The following is a 14,716-nucleotide window of genomic DNA, read 5'->3' on the forward strand; positions in this document are numbered from 1 at the left end:
ATGCACAGGGAACCCGTCGATCCTGGCGACAACTGAGGCTGTCCCTCGGATCGAAACGTCCAGACATGCCTGTGCATCACGCCTCTCCCGCCTTCTCCACCGCGCTGGTCTGCGCGGCCCCCTCGGCTTCGGCGCCCTCCCCTGTGGCTCAGACCGACTTCGAACGTCTGGCCGAGACGCTCTGCTCCGGCACGCTGACCCGCGATGACTTTCTGGAGGCCCTGCTGGCGCGCTCGCCCAACGGACAATCGTTCCTTGGCATGACAGCCACTCAAGCGGGAGGCCTCGATCGGCTCCTCGAAGGCTTCTCGCTTCTGGGTGACCTGTTTCATCGACAGCTGTTGGGCGAGGCTGACGTGGTGCGACTCCTCCAGGCCACGTTGGATCGTCCCGACGAGCAAGGGCAGCGGGCGATGTCGCACGCCCAGTTGGCGGACATGGCGGCTGACCAGTTGGGGGCCTTTGCGAGCCTGCTGAGCGTGTTGGTCCACGACTCGGTCATCAGCCACAAGACGGGCCGCCTGATGCTCTTCGGAGAAGGTCGCGAACAGACGCGCTTCCAGCAGACGAAAGCGCTGGCGGAACGATCGGAGTTCAGCTATCTCCATCTTCGGCTGGCCGGGCTGCCGCGTGAACTCCTGGCCCCCGCTCCTCGGCAAGAAGGCTCGTCGACGCGACGTCCGTGGATGAGTCGGGTGTCAGAGGCCTTTCATGGCCTCGTTCAACGTCGCTCCGACCAGACCCGTCCGCCGCCGATCGCGTGACAGCGTGAGCCTTCGGGCAGCCCGGCCAAGGTGGTGCCGGTGAACGCGCCGAACGCGGGCAGGATCATCAATCCCTCGGATTCGCAGAAACACGGCAGGCGATGGTGCTCGTGCGCCCGCCCGCGCAAGGTCATCGCCGGATGCAGATGCCCGGCGAGCACGTAGGCATCGGCCACGCGGCGCGGATGGTGGCAGGCGGCGAACGGTCCCATCGGATGCGGTTCGTCGACGATCTCGAAGCGCAGCGACGGCGGCGGATCGCCCGCGCGACTGTCGTGATTGCCGCGGATCAGCAGGCAGTTCACGCCCGCGTGCCGCTCGCGCCAGTGGTGCGCGGGATCGAGCACCAGCGGCTGCTGCGCCGCGGCCGCATGCAGGAAGTCGCCGAGCACGACGAGCCGCGCGGCGCCCAGGGCGTCGATCAGTGCGCTCAGGCGGTCGAGGTTGTCGCGCGTCGTCCCGGACGGCACCGGCTGGCCCATCGCGCGGAAACTCGCGGCCTTGCCGAGGTGCACGTCGGCGACGAACACCGTGCGCGTCGCCGGCCACCACAGCGCGCGCCCGGGCAACAGGTCGACGCGCTCGTCCGCCAACGTCACCGTGAGCGCGCCCGACCGCGGATCGGCGTCCGTCATCGTCTTCTCCTGCGGCCGGTATCGCGTCGTTTCGCAGGGGCCTCGCCACGCGTCTCCAACGCGAGCGACTCCCGCACCGCATCGACCGCAAACTGCGGCGAATCCTTCTTCGCGAACACCGCCAGCGCGCGCTCCGCGGGCTCGCGCGCGGTCCCGACCGCATCGCCGCCGGCGCTGCGTTCCAGTTCCGACACCATGCGCGCGATGCGGTCGCCGAGCGGCTCGTTGCTGAGCTTCTCGCGGAAGCGCTCCACCATCAGCGGAAACGCCAGCGGCGTCGGTTGCTTCAGCGCATGGATCTGGAGCGTCTGCCGGCCCATGCGCTCAAGCGCCGCGGCGAGCTGCCGCACGTCCAGCTCCTGCGTCAGCAGCTCCCGCTCCGCCTGCGCCAGCAGGCGGTTGCCCGGATCGTGCTGCTGGAACACCTCGAAGAACAGCGTCGCCGAGGCCTGCAGCTGCCGGTTGCTGCGGCGCTCGCCCGGGTGGCTCTGGAAGATCAGGCCGGCGATGCGCGCGATCTCGCGGAAGCGCCGCCGCGCCAGCTCGGTGGCGTTCAGGCTCGCGAGCACCTCGCGCAGCAGCGTGTCGATCGGCGGCAGCGTCAGCAGCGACGGCAGCCGCAGCGCCCAGTCGATGGGCTTGGCGCTGAGCAGCTCGATGCCGTAATCGTTCAGCGCGATGGAGAAGGTGCCGGTCTCGGGCTGCGCCGCGCGCCACGCGATCAGCCCGGCCAGGCCCAGGTGCACCTGCCGGCCGGCGAAGGGATGGAGGAAGAGGTGCCAGCCCTCGCGCGACTTGAGCGTCTCCGCCACCAGCACGTCCGGACCGGGCACGCCGGACCAGCGGCGCTGGATGTCGATCAGCGGCCGCACGCACTGCATCTCGGGCGAGTCGAAGCGTCCGACGTCGGCCGCGGCCAGCTCGTCCAGCACCGCGTCGGCGAGCGTGCTCGACAGCGGCATGCGGCCGCCGTTCCAGCGCGGCAGGGCGGCGCGGCCCGAGGTGGCGCGCCGCACCAGCGCCGTCATCTGCTCGACGCGCACCAGCTCCAGCAGCCGGCCGCTGAACATGAACGCGTCGCCCGGCTTCAGGCGCGCGATGAAGCTCTCCTCGACGCTGCCCAGCTTGCCGCCGCTCAGGTACTGCACGCTGATCGACGCGTCGCTGACGATGGTGCCGATGTTGACGCGGTGGCGCCGGGCCAGCCGCGCGTCGGGCACGCGCCAGACGCCCGCCTCGTCGGGCACGACGCGGTGGTAGTCCGGATACGCCGTCAGCGACGGCCCGCCCTGGCGGACGAAGTCCAGGCACCACTGCCAGTTCTCCGCGCCGAGGTCTTCGTAGGCGACGGTGCCGCGCACTTCGGCGAGCAACTCGTCCGGCCGGAAGCCGCCGCCCAGCGCCACGGTGACCAGGTGCTGGACCAGGACGTCCAGCGGTTCGCGCGGACTGCGCCGGGCCTCGATCCGGCCGGCGCGGACGGCATCGCGCGCGGCGGCGGCCTCGACCAGTTCCAGGCTGTGCGTCGGCACCAGCGTGATCCGCGACGGCCGTCCCGGCGCGTGGCCGGAGCGCCCCGCGCGCTGCACCAGCCGGGCCACGCCCTTGGCCGAGCCGATCTGCAGCACGCGGTCCACCGGCAGGAAGTCCACGCCCAGGTCGAGGCTGGAGGTGCAGACGGCGGCCTTCACGCGGCCTTCCTTGAGGCCGAGCTCGACCCACTCCCGCACCTCGCGGTCCAGCGAGCCGTGGTGCAGCGCCAGCACGCCGGCCCAGTCGGGCCGCGCCTCCAGCAGCGCGCGGTACCAGCGCTCGGCCTGCGAGCGCATGTTGGTGAAGACCAGGCAGCTCGCGCTGGCCTCGATCGCCTCGACCACCTGCGGCAGCATGCGCAGACCCATGTGGCCCGCCCAGGCAAAGCGCTCGGCGGTCTCCGGCAGCAGGGTGTCGATGACCAGCGTCTTGTCGGTTTCGCCCTGCACCATCACGGCGTCCGTGGCAGCGTCCGCGGTGCCCTGCAGGGTCCGCATCGCTTCGTCGAGATTGCCCAGGGTCGCCGACAGCCCCCAGATCATCAGCGTACTTCGCCGGCCGCTGGCCCTCACCCCTGCCCTCTCCCGCAAGCGGGAGAGGGCGTGCGCGGAACCGTCACCGGACTCGGAAGCGGCGCTTGAATCGCTCCCTCTCCCGCTTGCGGGAGAGGGCGGGGGTGAGGGCCTGCGCTCTCCGCAATGCTCCTGCCTGAAGCGGCGCAGCCGCGCCAGCGCCAGCTGCGTCTGCACGCCGCGCTTGTTGCCCATCAGCTCATGCCATTCGTCGACGACGACGAGGCGCACCTGGCCGAGCTGGTCGCGCGCATCGGCGCGCGACAGCAGCAGCGACAGGCTCTCCGGCGTCGTCACGAGCACGGTCGGCAGGCGCCGATCCTGTGCGGCCCGCTGCGACGACGTCGTGTCGCCGCTGCGCAGCGCGGCGGTCCAGCCGGGACACAGCGCCGCCATCGGCGTTTCGAGCGCCCGCAGCGTGTCGGCGGCCAGCGCGCGCATCGGCGTGATCCAGAGCACCGTCAATGGCGGTGCGATCGACTTGCCGGCGTGCACGCGCGCTTCGGCGCCGACCTCGTCGCGCAAGGCCGCGAGCGCGCCCAGCCACACCGCCAGCGTCTTGCCGCTGCCGGTGCTCGAATGCAGCAGACCGCCGCGGCCGCGCGCGATCTCCTCCCAGACGCGGCGCTGGAACGGAAACGAAGTCCACCCCTTCTCCGCGAGCCACGCGTCGATCGCCGCCACGCCGATCGTTGTCACGCCGATCGCTGGTACGCCGATGGCGTCCCCCCTTGGACTCCCTCTCCCGCTTGCGGGAGAGGGTGGGGGTGAGGGCCAGCGTCCGTGCCTGCCCACCCCGTCGTCGCCGTCGCTCCCGCCGGTCACGCGCCCTCCTCCGCCAGCAGGGCCTGCAACGTCTGCAAGGTGTCGGCCTCCTCGACCGGTTTGTCCTCGCGCCGACGCAGCATGCGCGGGAACCGGACCGCAATGCCGCTCTTGTGGCGGCCGCTGCGCGCGATGCCTTCGAAGCCGAGCTCGAACACCATCGTCGGCGTGACGCTGCGCACCGGACCGAAGCTCTCGGTCGTCGTCTTGCGGATCACCGCGTCGACATCGCGGATCTCGGCATCCGTGAGCCCCGAATACGCCTTCGCGAACGGCACCAGCTGCCGGGCCGGATCGTCCGGCGGGCCGTTCCAGACGGCGAAGGTGTAGTCGGTGTAGAGGCTGGCCCGCCGCCCATGGCCGCGCTGCGCGTAGATCAGCACCGCGTCGACCGACAGCGGATCGATCTTCCACTTCCACCAGACGCCGACGTCCTTGGTCCGGCCGACGCCGTATCGCGCGTCCCGGCGCTTGAGCATCATCCCCTCGACGCCGAGCGCGCGCGCCTGCTCGCGCTGCCGGGCCAGGTCGTCCCAGTCCGCACCGGCGATCAGCGGACTGGGCTCGAGCCCCGCCAGCGGGTGCGCGGCGACGAGGCGCTCCAGCCGCGCGCGCCGCTCATGCTGCGGGCGATCGCGCAGATCCTCGCCGCCCTCCTCGAGCAGGTCGTAGACGCACAGCGCCACGGGCAGCTCGCCGAGCAGCTTCGCGCTCAAGGTCTTGCGGCCGATGCGCTTCTGCAACTCGGCGAACGGCATCGCGCGGCCGTCGCGCCAGACGAGGATCTCGCCGTCGAGCACGACCCCGTCGGGCAACGCCTCGCCCATCGCGCGCAGCTCGGGAAAGCGGTCGGTGACCAGCTCCTCGCCGCGCGACCAGATCGCCACCTCGCCACCGCGTTTCACCAGTTGTGCACGGATGCCGTCCCACTTCCACTCAATGAGCCACTCCGACGCCGGCCCGATCGCGGCGTCGAACTGCCCGACAGCCAGGTTGAACGGATGCGCGAGGAAGAACGGATACGGCTGCAGCCCGCGACCGGCGCCATCGGCGCCCTCGAGGTCCGCGGGCGCGATGAGCGCGGCATAGTCGGCGGCGGTCGGCGTCGCGCCGAGGTGGGTGTAGCCCATCAGCCGCTGCGCGACGAGCTTGGCGTCCAGCCCGCCGACGGCCGCCAGCGCCTGCGTCACCTGCAGCTTCGACACGCCGACGCGGAATGCGCCGGTGATCAGCTTGAGGTGGACGAAGCGCTGCTCGACCGCCAGCGCGGCCCACTGGCTCTGCAGCAGGACGGCGAGCGACTCCGGCGGCTGCCCGCGCAGCGGCAGCAGGTACTCCGTCATCCAGACGGACAGCGGCCGCTCGATCACCTGCGCGGGCTCGGGCAGGAGCAGCGAGATCGTCTCGGCCAGATCGCCGACGGCCTCGTAGCTCTCGTCGAAGAGCCACTCGGGCAGCCCGGCCACCAGGCGCGCCTGCTCGCGCAGCAGCTTGGTCGGCACCAGCTGGCGCGGCTTGCCGCCGGCCAGGAAGTACACGGCCCACGCGGCGTCCTCCGGCGGCGCCAGGCGCAGGTAGGCCTGCAGCGCGGACTGCTTCGAGAGGCTGGACGTCGAGGCGTCCAGGTCGCGGTACAGCGCGGCAAAGGCTCTCATGCGGGCGATGCTAGCGAGCGCCGCGGTCCGACGCTGTAGGACGCGGGCGCGTTCTCAGGTTGACAAGCGCCGGTCCGCCCTCCAACACTGGGCCGGCTCCCACGCGGCACAGGCACTCGGCGACGCATCGCCGAAGCAGTCCGGAGCGGCCCGGGCCCGCCCGGAAGAACTCAACCGGTCCGGGGGGAGATCGTGATGGCGCAACCGCCGCGGAGCAAGAAGTCGCAGGGCTGGCGGGGCGCCGTGGTGGACCGGCCGCGCCTGGCCTGGCTCCTCATCGGCGCCGCGACGGCGGCGGCCGCCTGGACCGCGCAGTTCGGCTATACGGCCTGGGCCGGATACGAGGCGCGGCTGGAGCTGGAGCGGTCCGCGCGCGGGCAGGCCTTCCTGCTGAACCGCGTGACGATCACCAGCCCCGGGTCGGGGGCGCTCCTCATGCTCGGCCGCCTCGGCGACGAGCTCAAGCACGCCGCCCGCCTCGAGCGCGTCGAGCGCCCTCCCGCCGAACCGCTTGCCCGCCGCACGCTCAGCGTCCTGGCCCAGAGCCCGGAAACCGAAGTGGCCTTCGTGGCGAACCGTCGCGGGCTCGTCGTCGAGAGCTGGAGCAATCCGGGGCAGGAATCGCCGCTCGGGCAGGACGTCGGCCTCAGCCCCTACTTCCGGCGCGCGATGACCGGCGAGATCGCGGTGAGCGTCGGCATCAGCGCGTCGAGCGGCCGGCGCGCGTTCTTCACGGCCGCGCCCATCTGGCCGGAGGAAGGCGGCCCCGGATCCGTCGCCGCGGTCAAGCCGCCGGACCGGCCGATCGGGGTCGTCGCCCGGCGCTTCTTCCTGGACGAGGTGGACCGCTTCCTGGCCGACCCGCAGTTCGATCACGGGCGATCGGTCTCGCCCGACGCCCGGTACGCCGGCGGCCTGCTGATCTCCCCCGACGGCGTGGTGCTGGCGGCCAGCGAAGCCGGCTGGCGCCTGGCGGTCGTCGGTCCCTTCGACACGGCACGCGCCGCGGCGCTGACCGCCAGCCGCCAGTACGGCAACGCCTTTCTCGACCCGGCGCGGACGCGCCGCCTGTCCTTCGATCCGGAGCAGCCGACGATCGAGGTCGGCCGTCGCCGCCTGCTGACGGGCCGCGCCGACGTGGACTGGGGCGATCCGCGCGGCCCGTGGCGGCTGGTGCTGCTGAAGGACGAGACCCTGGTCGCCCCGATGGGCGAGCGGCTCGCCGCGGCCGGCGTCATGGCGCTGCTCTGCGGGGCACTGCTGATCGCGCTGCAGCGCGCGACCGCCCACGGCGTGGCCACGCGCCGCGCGAAGGAGGCCGCCGAAGAGGCCACGCGCGCCAAGTCCGATTTCCTGGCCAACATGAGCCACGAGATCCGCACGCCGATGAACGCCATCCTCGGCATGTCCGAGCTGGCCCTGCGCACCGGGCTCGATCCGCGCCAGCGCAACTACATCGAGAAGGTGCACCGCTCGGCCGAGCACCTGCTCGGCCTGCTCAACGACATCCTGGACTTCAGCCGCATCGAGGCGGGCAAGCTCCAGCTGGAGTCGGTCCCCTTCCGGCTCGACGACGTGCTGAGCCACCTCGTCGACCTGATCGCCCTGCGCATCGAGGACAAGGGCCTGGCCCTGCGGCTGAACGTCGCGCCCGACCTGCCGCCGCGGCTGCTCGGCGATCCGCTGCGGCTCGGGCAGGTGCTCATCAACCTGGGCAACAACGCGGTCAAGTTCACCGACCAGGGTGAGGTCGTCGTGGCCGTGGAGCGCGCGGACGAGGCGCCGATGTCCCCCGGCGGCACGACGCCGGACCGCGCGGCGTCGGACGGCCTGACGCACGATGGCACGAAGCGCGATGGCACGGCGCAAGACGGCACGATCGCGCTGCGCTTCGTCGTCCGCGATTCCGGCATCGGCATGAACCGGGCCACCCTGTCCCGGCTGTTCAGCAACTTCAGCCAGGCCGACTCCTCGACCACCCGGCGCTACGGCGGCAGCGGCCTGGGACTGGCGATCTGCCGACAGCTGGTGGAGTTGATGGGCGGCCGCATCGAGATCGAATCGGCGACCGGCCTGGGGACGATCGTCCGCTTCACGGCACGGTTCGGCGTCGTCGCGGCCGCGGAGACCGCGCCGGCCACGCCCTCGCCGGGCAGACGCCGCGCCCAGGGCGAGGCGATGCGCCGCCTGGCCGGCGCACGGGTGCTGGTGGTCGAGGACAACGAACTGAACCAGGAACTCGCGGCCGAACTGCTGCGGGATGTCGGCGCGACGGTCACGCTGGCGGACCACGGCGCGCAGGCGCTGGCCTTGCTGGCGATGGCGCCGCAGGGATTCGACGCGGTGCTGATGGACTGCCAGATGCCGGAGCTGGACGGCTACGAGACCACGCGGCGGCTGCGCGCCGATCCGCGCTGGCGGACATTGCCCGTGATCGCCCTGACCGCCCACGCGATGGCCGGCGACAGCGATCGCATCCTGGCCGCGGGCATGAACGCGCACCTGGCCAAGCCGCTGGACATCGAGCTGCTGTATGCGACCCTGGCCCGCTGGGTGGCGGTGTCGCGCGGCAAGACGCCGCCGGTGGCGGACGACGGCGCGCCGGTGGCGGCGGCGCCCCGGTCGCTCGACGATGGCGGCCCTCACGGCTTTCAGGACGCACGAGACATACACGACATACGCGACATTCGCGACAAGCGTGGCGCACGCGACGAGCGCGGCACGCCCGACCGACGCGACGACCCGATGCCCGTCGACGACGGCGAGGCGGGCCTGTCGTCGCAGGACCTGCGCCTGATGCGCGCCGGCCTGGCCGGCGCGAACCGGCGGATGCCGCTGTACCGGCGGCTGGTCGCGACCTTCCTGCGCACGCGTGCCGACGTCGACGCGCAACTGGCGGCCGCGCACGAGGGCGACGACGCGCGGTCGACCGCGCTGCTGGCGCATGCGCTGCGGGGTGCCGCGGGCGCGGTCGGCGCGCACGAGGTGGCGGAGGCGGCGGCTCGGCTGGAGCGCGCCTGCGACGCGGGCCTCCCGACGCAGGAACGGTCGGTGCTGCTGGCGCGGCTGCGGGAACAGCTGGGCGACCTGCTGCCGGCGCTGCGACGCATCCAGGCCTGGTCCAAGGCCCGGTTCGACGTCGGCTCCGATGATGACGCCGCCCATGACACCGCCCATGACACCGCCCACGACACCGCCCATGACGCTGTCGCCGTCGGCGCCGCGGTCGACGCGGCCAGGCCTGACGCCGCGAAGCTCGACGCGGCGGATCGGGATCGACTCCTGCGCCTGCTCGACGCCGACGACGGCGCCGCCGTCGACCTGGCGGAGCGGATGCGCGGCGCGCTCGATCGTCGGACGGCACTGGACGACGATCAGCGCGCGCAGCGGGCCGCGCTGCTGGGCGCGCTCGACGCCGTGCAGCGCTTCGACTTCAGCGACGCCCGCGATCGGCTGCGGAACGGGCGGCGGACCGGTTGAGCCTCACGGACGCGGCCCCGTTCGAGCGAGCCTCGCCGCCACGGTTCGGCGCGCGTGGGCCGAACGTCCGCGGCTCGGCACCAGCGCCTCTCACGGCGGCGGCTCGGGCACCGCGGCGGCGGTCGTGTCGGCATCGCCGCCCGCTTCCTCGTCGCCGTACTCGGTCGCGAAACCCTGTGCCCGCAGGCCCTGCTCGCTGAGCCAGCGCACCATCGTCGCGACGCTGCCGTGCGTGACGAAGACGCGCTCCGCGCCGGTGCCCCGGATCGCCGCCATCAAGCCCGGCCAGTCGGCATGGTCGGACATCACGAAGCCGCGGTCGACGCCGCGCCGCCGCCGCGTGCCGCGCAGCTGCATCCAGCCGCTGGCGAAGGCGTCCGCGAGGTCCGGCCCGAAACGCTTCAGCCACGGCGAACTCGCGGCCGACGGGGGCGCGATCACCAGCGCGCGCGACAGCGCGGCCTTGTCCAGCGCCGGATCGCCGGCATGCCGGGTGGGCGGCAGGCTGACGCCGGCCGCGCGGTAGACGGCGTTCAGCGGCTCGACCGCGCCATGCGCCACGATCGGGCCGATGGACGCATCCACGCCGTGCAGCAGCCGCTGCGCCTTGCCCAGCGCATAGGCGTAGAGCACCGAGGCGCGGCCCGCCTCGGCGTTGCGGCGCCACCAGGCGTCGATCTCGGCGAACAGCGCCGGCTGCGACGGCCAGCGGTAGATCGGCAGGCCGAAGGTCGATTCAGTGATGAAGGTGTCGCAGCGCACCGGCTCGAACGGCGCGCAGGTGCCGTCGGCCTCGAGCTTGTAGTCGCCCGACGCGACCCAGACACGTCCCCCGTGTTCGAGCCGTACCTGCGCCGACCCCAGCACGTGACCGGCCGGATGCAGCGACACGCGCACCCCGTGATGCACGATCGCCTCGCCGTAATCGAGCGTCTGCAGCGTGATGTCCTCGCCCAGCCGGCGCCGCAGGATCGCGGCGCTGTCGCGATGCGCCAGGTAGTGCGCATGGCCCATGCGGGCGTGGTCGCTGTGGCCGTGCGTGATGACGGCGCGGTCGACCGGCCGCCACGGGTCGATGTAGAAGTCGCCGGGCGGGCAATAAAGCCCCTCGGGCCGCGCGACGACGAGGTCGCCGACCGCCATTCCGCCGGCGTCCATGCCTGCCGTCCCCCGGGCGTTCACGATGTCCATGTCGACCGATGCTAGCCAGGGCGCGACGCCCTCCGTGTAGGACGAGCCCGCGTCCGGCGTCCGGCGCCGGGCATCCGGCATCCGGCATCCGGTATCGCAATCGCAATCGCAATCGCAATCGGCATCCAGCAATTCGATCGAACCGAAGCGCCGGGGGCGCAACAAAGTAGGTCTACCCTCACCTCGCGACCTTGCCGCCTACGCGGGGCTTGCGCCCCGGGCCACCTCCCCTACACTGACCCGGCGTTCATCCACCATCACCTGGCGCACGTACGCCGGGGGTTCCAGGGAGGAAAGGGATGGGTCGTGTTTCCGACTGGCTGCTGGGACATCGCCGGATCGCGTGGCCGCTGGCCGCCGTGGCGGCGCTCGCGCTCGGCGTCGGCGCGAGCGAGCTGCACCGCCGCTCGCTCGAGCACGACTTCCTGCGCAACCTGGACAACGCCGCCCAGCGCGAGGCGCTGGCGCTGCAAGGCCTGACCCTCACCGGCAAGGGCATGGGCGCGGTCGTGCTCTCCGGCCAGCTCAATCCGGCGCTCAAGACCGTCGCCACCCTCACCGACGTCGACGAGGCCCGCCGCACCCGCCCCGCCGCCGACACGCTGGAAGTGATCGGCAGCAGCGTCGGCGCGCAGCTGGCCTTCGTCGTGAACGCGCGCGGCCGCATCATCGCGGGCTGGGACGACGAGGGCTCGCCCCCGATCGGCCTGGACGTCGGCTTCCGCCAGTACTTCCACCAGGCGATGCGCGGCCAGCCCAACGTCTTCGCCGGCATCAGCATCAGCACCGGCCAGCGCGCGTACTGGCTCTCCGCGCCGATCTACCGCCGGCCCGGCCAGGAGGGCGAGATCGTCGGCGTGATCGCCGCCCGCCTCTATGCCGACGCGCTGGACCACTTCCTTGACACCCGCAGCTACGCGGGCGCGCTGCTGGTGTCGCCGTCGGGCGTGGTGCTGGCGGCCAGCCGACCCGGCTGGCGCATGAGCCTGGACGGCCCCGCCACGCCGCAGCGCGCGAAGACCATCACCGCGGCCGGCCAGTTCGGCAAGCTCTTCGAGGATCCCGCCCACTCCCACAGCCTGCCGTTCGCGCTGCACGGCCCCACGGCCGAGATCGACGGCGTGCGCCATGCCGTCGCCCATGCCGCCGTGGCCTGGAACGATCCGGCCGGCCCCTGGCGCCTGGTGCTGCTGGGCGACCTGGACGCGCTGGAGCCCACCGCGACGCGGCTGGGGATCGCGGCGCTCGTGGCGCTGCTGGCCTTCGGGCTGCTGGCCGCGACCTTGCGCAGCCTGGCGCACGGCGCGTCGCGCGACCGCAAGGACCTCGAGCTGCAGGCGCAGCATCGCCAGCTGCAGGCGCTGCTCGCGGAACGCGAGCGCGCCCAGGACGCGCTGCAGCAGGCCAAGGACGACGCGGAAAGCGCCACCCGCGCCAAGTCCGACTTCCTGGCCAACATGAGCCATGAGATCCGCACGCCGATGAACGCGATCATCGGCATGTCCCACCTGGCGCTGCAGACCGGGCTGGACGCCCGCCAGCGCAACTACATCGAGAAGGTGCACCGCTCGGCGGAGAACCTGCTCGGCGTCATCGACGACATCCTGGACTTCAGCCGCATCGAGGCCGGCAAGCTCAGCCTGGAGTGCGTGCCCTTCCGGATGGAGGAGGTGCTGGACCACCTGGTCAACCTGATCGGTTTCCGCGTCGAGGACAAGGGCCTGGAGCTGCTGCTGAACGTGCCGCCCGACCTGCCCACGGCGCTCATCGGCGACCCGCTGCGCCTGGGCCAGGTGCTGGTGAACCTGGGCAACAACGCCGCCAAGTTCACCGACCACGGCGAGATCATCATCGGCATCGAGGCCGTGCCGCTCACGCCGCTTACGCCGCTTACGCCGCTCACGTCGCCCATGCCGCCCACGCCGGCCCTGGACGCCGACCCGCCGGGCGCGGCCTGCACGCCCGAGGTCGAGCTCCACTTCCAGGTCCGCGACAGCGGCATCGGCATGACGCCGGAGCAGCAGGCGCGGCTGTTCCGCAGCTTCAGCCAGGCCGACAGCTCCACCACGCGCAAGTACGGCGGCAGCGGCCTGGGCCTGGCGATCTGCAAGCAGCTGGTGGAGATGATGGGCGGCCGGATCTGGCTGGAATCGACGCCGGGCGAGGGCTCGACCTTCCATTTCACGGCCCGCTTCGTGCTGCAGTCCGAGGGCTCGGACCTGCCCGCACGCCGCGCGCTGATGGCGCATGAGCTGGCGCAGATGCGCACGCTGGTCGTCGACGACAACCGCGCCGCGCGCGAGATCCTGTCCACGCTGGGCGCGGGCTTCGGGCTGGAGGTCTCCACCGCCGCCGACGGCGCCGAGGCGGTGCGCGACGCCGAGCGCGCGCAGGCCGACGGCCGGCCCTACGCGCTGGTGCTGATGGACTGGCAGATGCCGGTGCTCGACGGGATCGAGGCGACGCGCCAGCTCGTCGACGGGCGGCTGAGGGTGCCGCCGGCCGTCGTGCTGGTGACCTCGTTCGGGCGGGACGACTCCTTGACCGCGGCGCTGGCCGCCTCCGGGCCGTCGCGCCGGCCGGTGCTGCTGACCAAGCCGGTGACCGCGTCGTCGATGCTCGGCGCCATCGGCGAGGCGCTCGGCCACGTCGACCTGCCCTCCCCGGCGGCGCAGCGCCGGCGCGACTCCGCGCGCGAGGCGATGCGGCAGGTCGCCGGCGCCCGGCTGCTGGTGGCGGAGGACAACGAGCTGAACCAGGAACTCGTCACCGCGCTGCTGGAGGATGCCGGGGTCCATATCACCCTGGCCTGCAACGGGCGCGTCGCGCTGGACCTGCTGGAAGCCTCGCCCGACGGCTTCGACGGCGTGCTGATGGACTGCCAGATGCCGGTCCTGGACGGGTACGCTGCCACCCGCGCCCTGCGCGCCTCGCCGCGCTGGGCGGACCTGCCCGTCATCGCGATGACCGCCAACGCGATGAGCGGCGACCGCGAGCGCGTCCTCGAGGCCGGCATGAACGACCACCTCGCCAAGCCCCTCAACGTCGACCATCTGTTCGAGATCCTCGCGCGCTGGGTGCACCCGGCGATGCCGGCGGCGGACGTGCCGATGGACACGCGCTCCGGCGCGGGGCGTCGCGTGGACACGCAGCAGGGGCGCAGCGAGGTGCTGGAGCCCGGCATCCTCGATGCACGCGATGCACGCGATGCACGCGGCGGCGGGACCGCCTCCACCGGACCGCGGGAGGGCCGGAGCGACGGTCAGCCCGCCTGGCCCCAGGGCGACGCCGGCAAGCCGGACGGCCTGCCGCAGATCGCCGGGCTGGACGTGCAGGCCGGGCTGGCGACGGCCGGCGGCCACCTGCCGCTCTACCGCAAGCTGCTGCGCACCTTCCACGACACGCAGACCGGCTTCGCCGCCGACTTCGCCGAAGCCGCCTCGGCGGGCGACGCGATCACGATGACGCGGCTCGCGCACTCGCTGCGCGGCGCGGCGGGCACGCTCGGCGCCCGACCGCTGGCGGCGGCGGCCGGCGCGCTCGAGCAGGCCTGCGCGCAGCGCGCCCCCGCCGCCGAGCGCGACCCGCTGCTGATTCGCGCGCAGTCGCTGCTGGCGACCTTGATGGTGTCGCTGGGCCGGCACCTCGCGCGCGAGGCGATGACACAGGGAATGACGCAGGCGATGGCGCAAGGGATGACGCAGGGGATGCCGGCGTCGCCGCCCCCGCCCGCTCCGCCCGCCCCAGCGGCCACCTGGCCCGGCGGCGGCGCCTCGCCGGCGCTGGACGACGCCTCGCGCGAGCGCCTGGACGCGCTGCTGGCGCGGCTGACCGCGCTGCTGCGGGACAGCGACTCCGCGGCCACCGACGCGGCGCAGGAACTGACCGAGCTGCTCGACCGCGTGCCGCTGCCGACCGCCCGGGCCCGCCTGCTGCGCCGCGCGGCGGACTCCGCGGCCCGCTTCGACTTCGACGGCGCGCTCGACTGGCTGCACGACGACGAACGCGCAACGTCCTCCGGGAGGCCTGCATGAGCGACCCCTTGTTCCCTGCCGGCACCA

The 14,716-nt window shown here is 72.8% G+C and carries 7 protein-coding genes; 3 read left to right on the forward strand and 4 right to left on the reverse strand.

Translation table 11 applies throughout. The features are described 5' to 3' along the window. The first annotated feature begins 65 nt into the window (after positions 1-65). On the forward strand, positions 66-764 hold the full coding sequence (locus tag AC07PR_RS06060) for a hypothetical protein (protein WP_495134707.1): 699 nt from the start codon (positions 66-68) through the stop codon (positions 762-764). Here AC07PR_RS06060 and pdeM read toward each other — a convergent pair. The 3 genes from pdeM to AC07PR_RS06075 form a co-directional block, all read right to left on the reverse strand. Continuing rightward, entirely contained in the window at positions 722-1,399 is a 678-nt protein-coding gene (gene pdeM / locus AC07PR_RS06065; protein WP_495134708.1) for a ligase-associated DNA damage response endonuclease PdeM, read from the reverse strand. The two genes, AC07PR_RS06060 and pdeM, sit on opposite strands and share 43 nt — an antisense overlap. Beyond that, positions 1,396-4,203, reverse strand: a complete 2,808-nt coding sequence (locus AC07PR_RS06070; protein ID WP_495134709.1) for a ligase-associated DNA damage response DEXH box helicase — start codon at positions 4,201-4,203, stop codon at positions 1,396-1,398. The genes pdeM and AC07PR_RS06070 overlap by 4 nt, the downstream gene beginning before the upstream one ends. A gap of 122 nt (positions 4,204-4,325) precedes the next feature. Continuing rightward, on the reverse strand, positions 4,326-5,984 hold the full coding sequence (locus AC07PR_RS06075; RefSeq protein WP_495134710.1) for an ATP-dependent DNA ligase: 1,659 nt from the start codon (positions 5,982-5,984) through the stop codon (positions 4,326-4,328). A 195-nt stretch (positions 5,985-6,179) separates the two neighbouring features. On the opposite strand from AC07PR_RS06075, the gene AC07PR_RS06080 reads away from it, so the two are divergent. After that, positions 6,180-9,464: a response regulator gene (locus tag AC07PR_RS06080; RefSeq protein WP_495134711.1), complete on the forward strand. Its 3,285-nt coding sequence runs from the start codon at positions 6,180-6,182 to the stop codon at positions 9,462-9,464. Positions 9,465-9,554: 90 nt separating this feature from the next. Here the strand turns inward: AC07PR_RS06080 and AC07PR_RS06085 are convergent, their stop codons facing one another. Next, on the reverse strand, positions 9,555-10,607 hold the full coding sequence (locus tag AC07PR_RS06085; protein ID WP_483109230.1) for a ligase-associated DNA damage response exonuclease: 1,053 nt from the start codon (positions 10,605-10,607) through the stop codon (positions 9,555-9,557). A gap of 347 nt (positions 10,608-10,954) precedes the next feature. Between AC07PR_RS06085 and AC07PR_RS06090 the strand changes: the two genes are divergently transcribed. Beyond that, positions 10,955-14,689, forward strand: a complete 3,735-nt coding sequence (locus AC07PR_RS06090) for a response regulator (protein ID WP_495134712.1) — start codon at positions 10,955-10,957, stop codon at positions 14,687-14,689. Positions 14,690-14,716 lie beyond the last annotated feature (27 nt).

The organism is Roseateles sp. GW821-FHT09H11, assembly GCF_059415845.1.

Coding starts and splice junctions, on each gene's coding strand:
- AC07PR_RS06060 (WP_495134707.1), top strand. CDS start 66: ATGCCTGTGCATCACGCCTCTCCCGCCTTCTCCACCGCGCTGGTCTGC.
- pdeM (WP_495134708.1), bottom strand. CDS start 1,399: ATGACGGACGCCGATCCGCGGTCGGGCGCGCTCACGGTGACGTTGGCG.
- AC07PR_RS06075 (WP_495134710.1), bottom strand. CDS start 5,984: ATGAGAGCCTTTGCCGCGCTGTACCGCGACCTGGACGCCTCGACGTCC.
- AC07PR_RS06080 (WP_495134711.1), top strand. CDS start 6,180: ATGGCGCAACCGCCGCGGAGCAAGAAGTCGCAGGGCTGGCGGGGCGCC.
- AC07PR_RS06085 (WP_483109230.1), bottom strand. CDS start 10,607: ATGGCGGTCGGCGACCTCGTCGTCGCGCGGCCCGAGGGGCTTTATTGC.
- AC07PR_RS06090 (WP_495134712.1), top strand. CDS start 10,955: ATGGGTCGTGTTTCCGACTGGCTGCTGGGACATCGCCGGATCGCGTGG.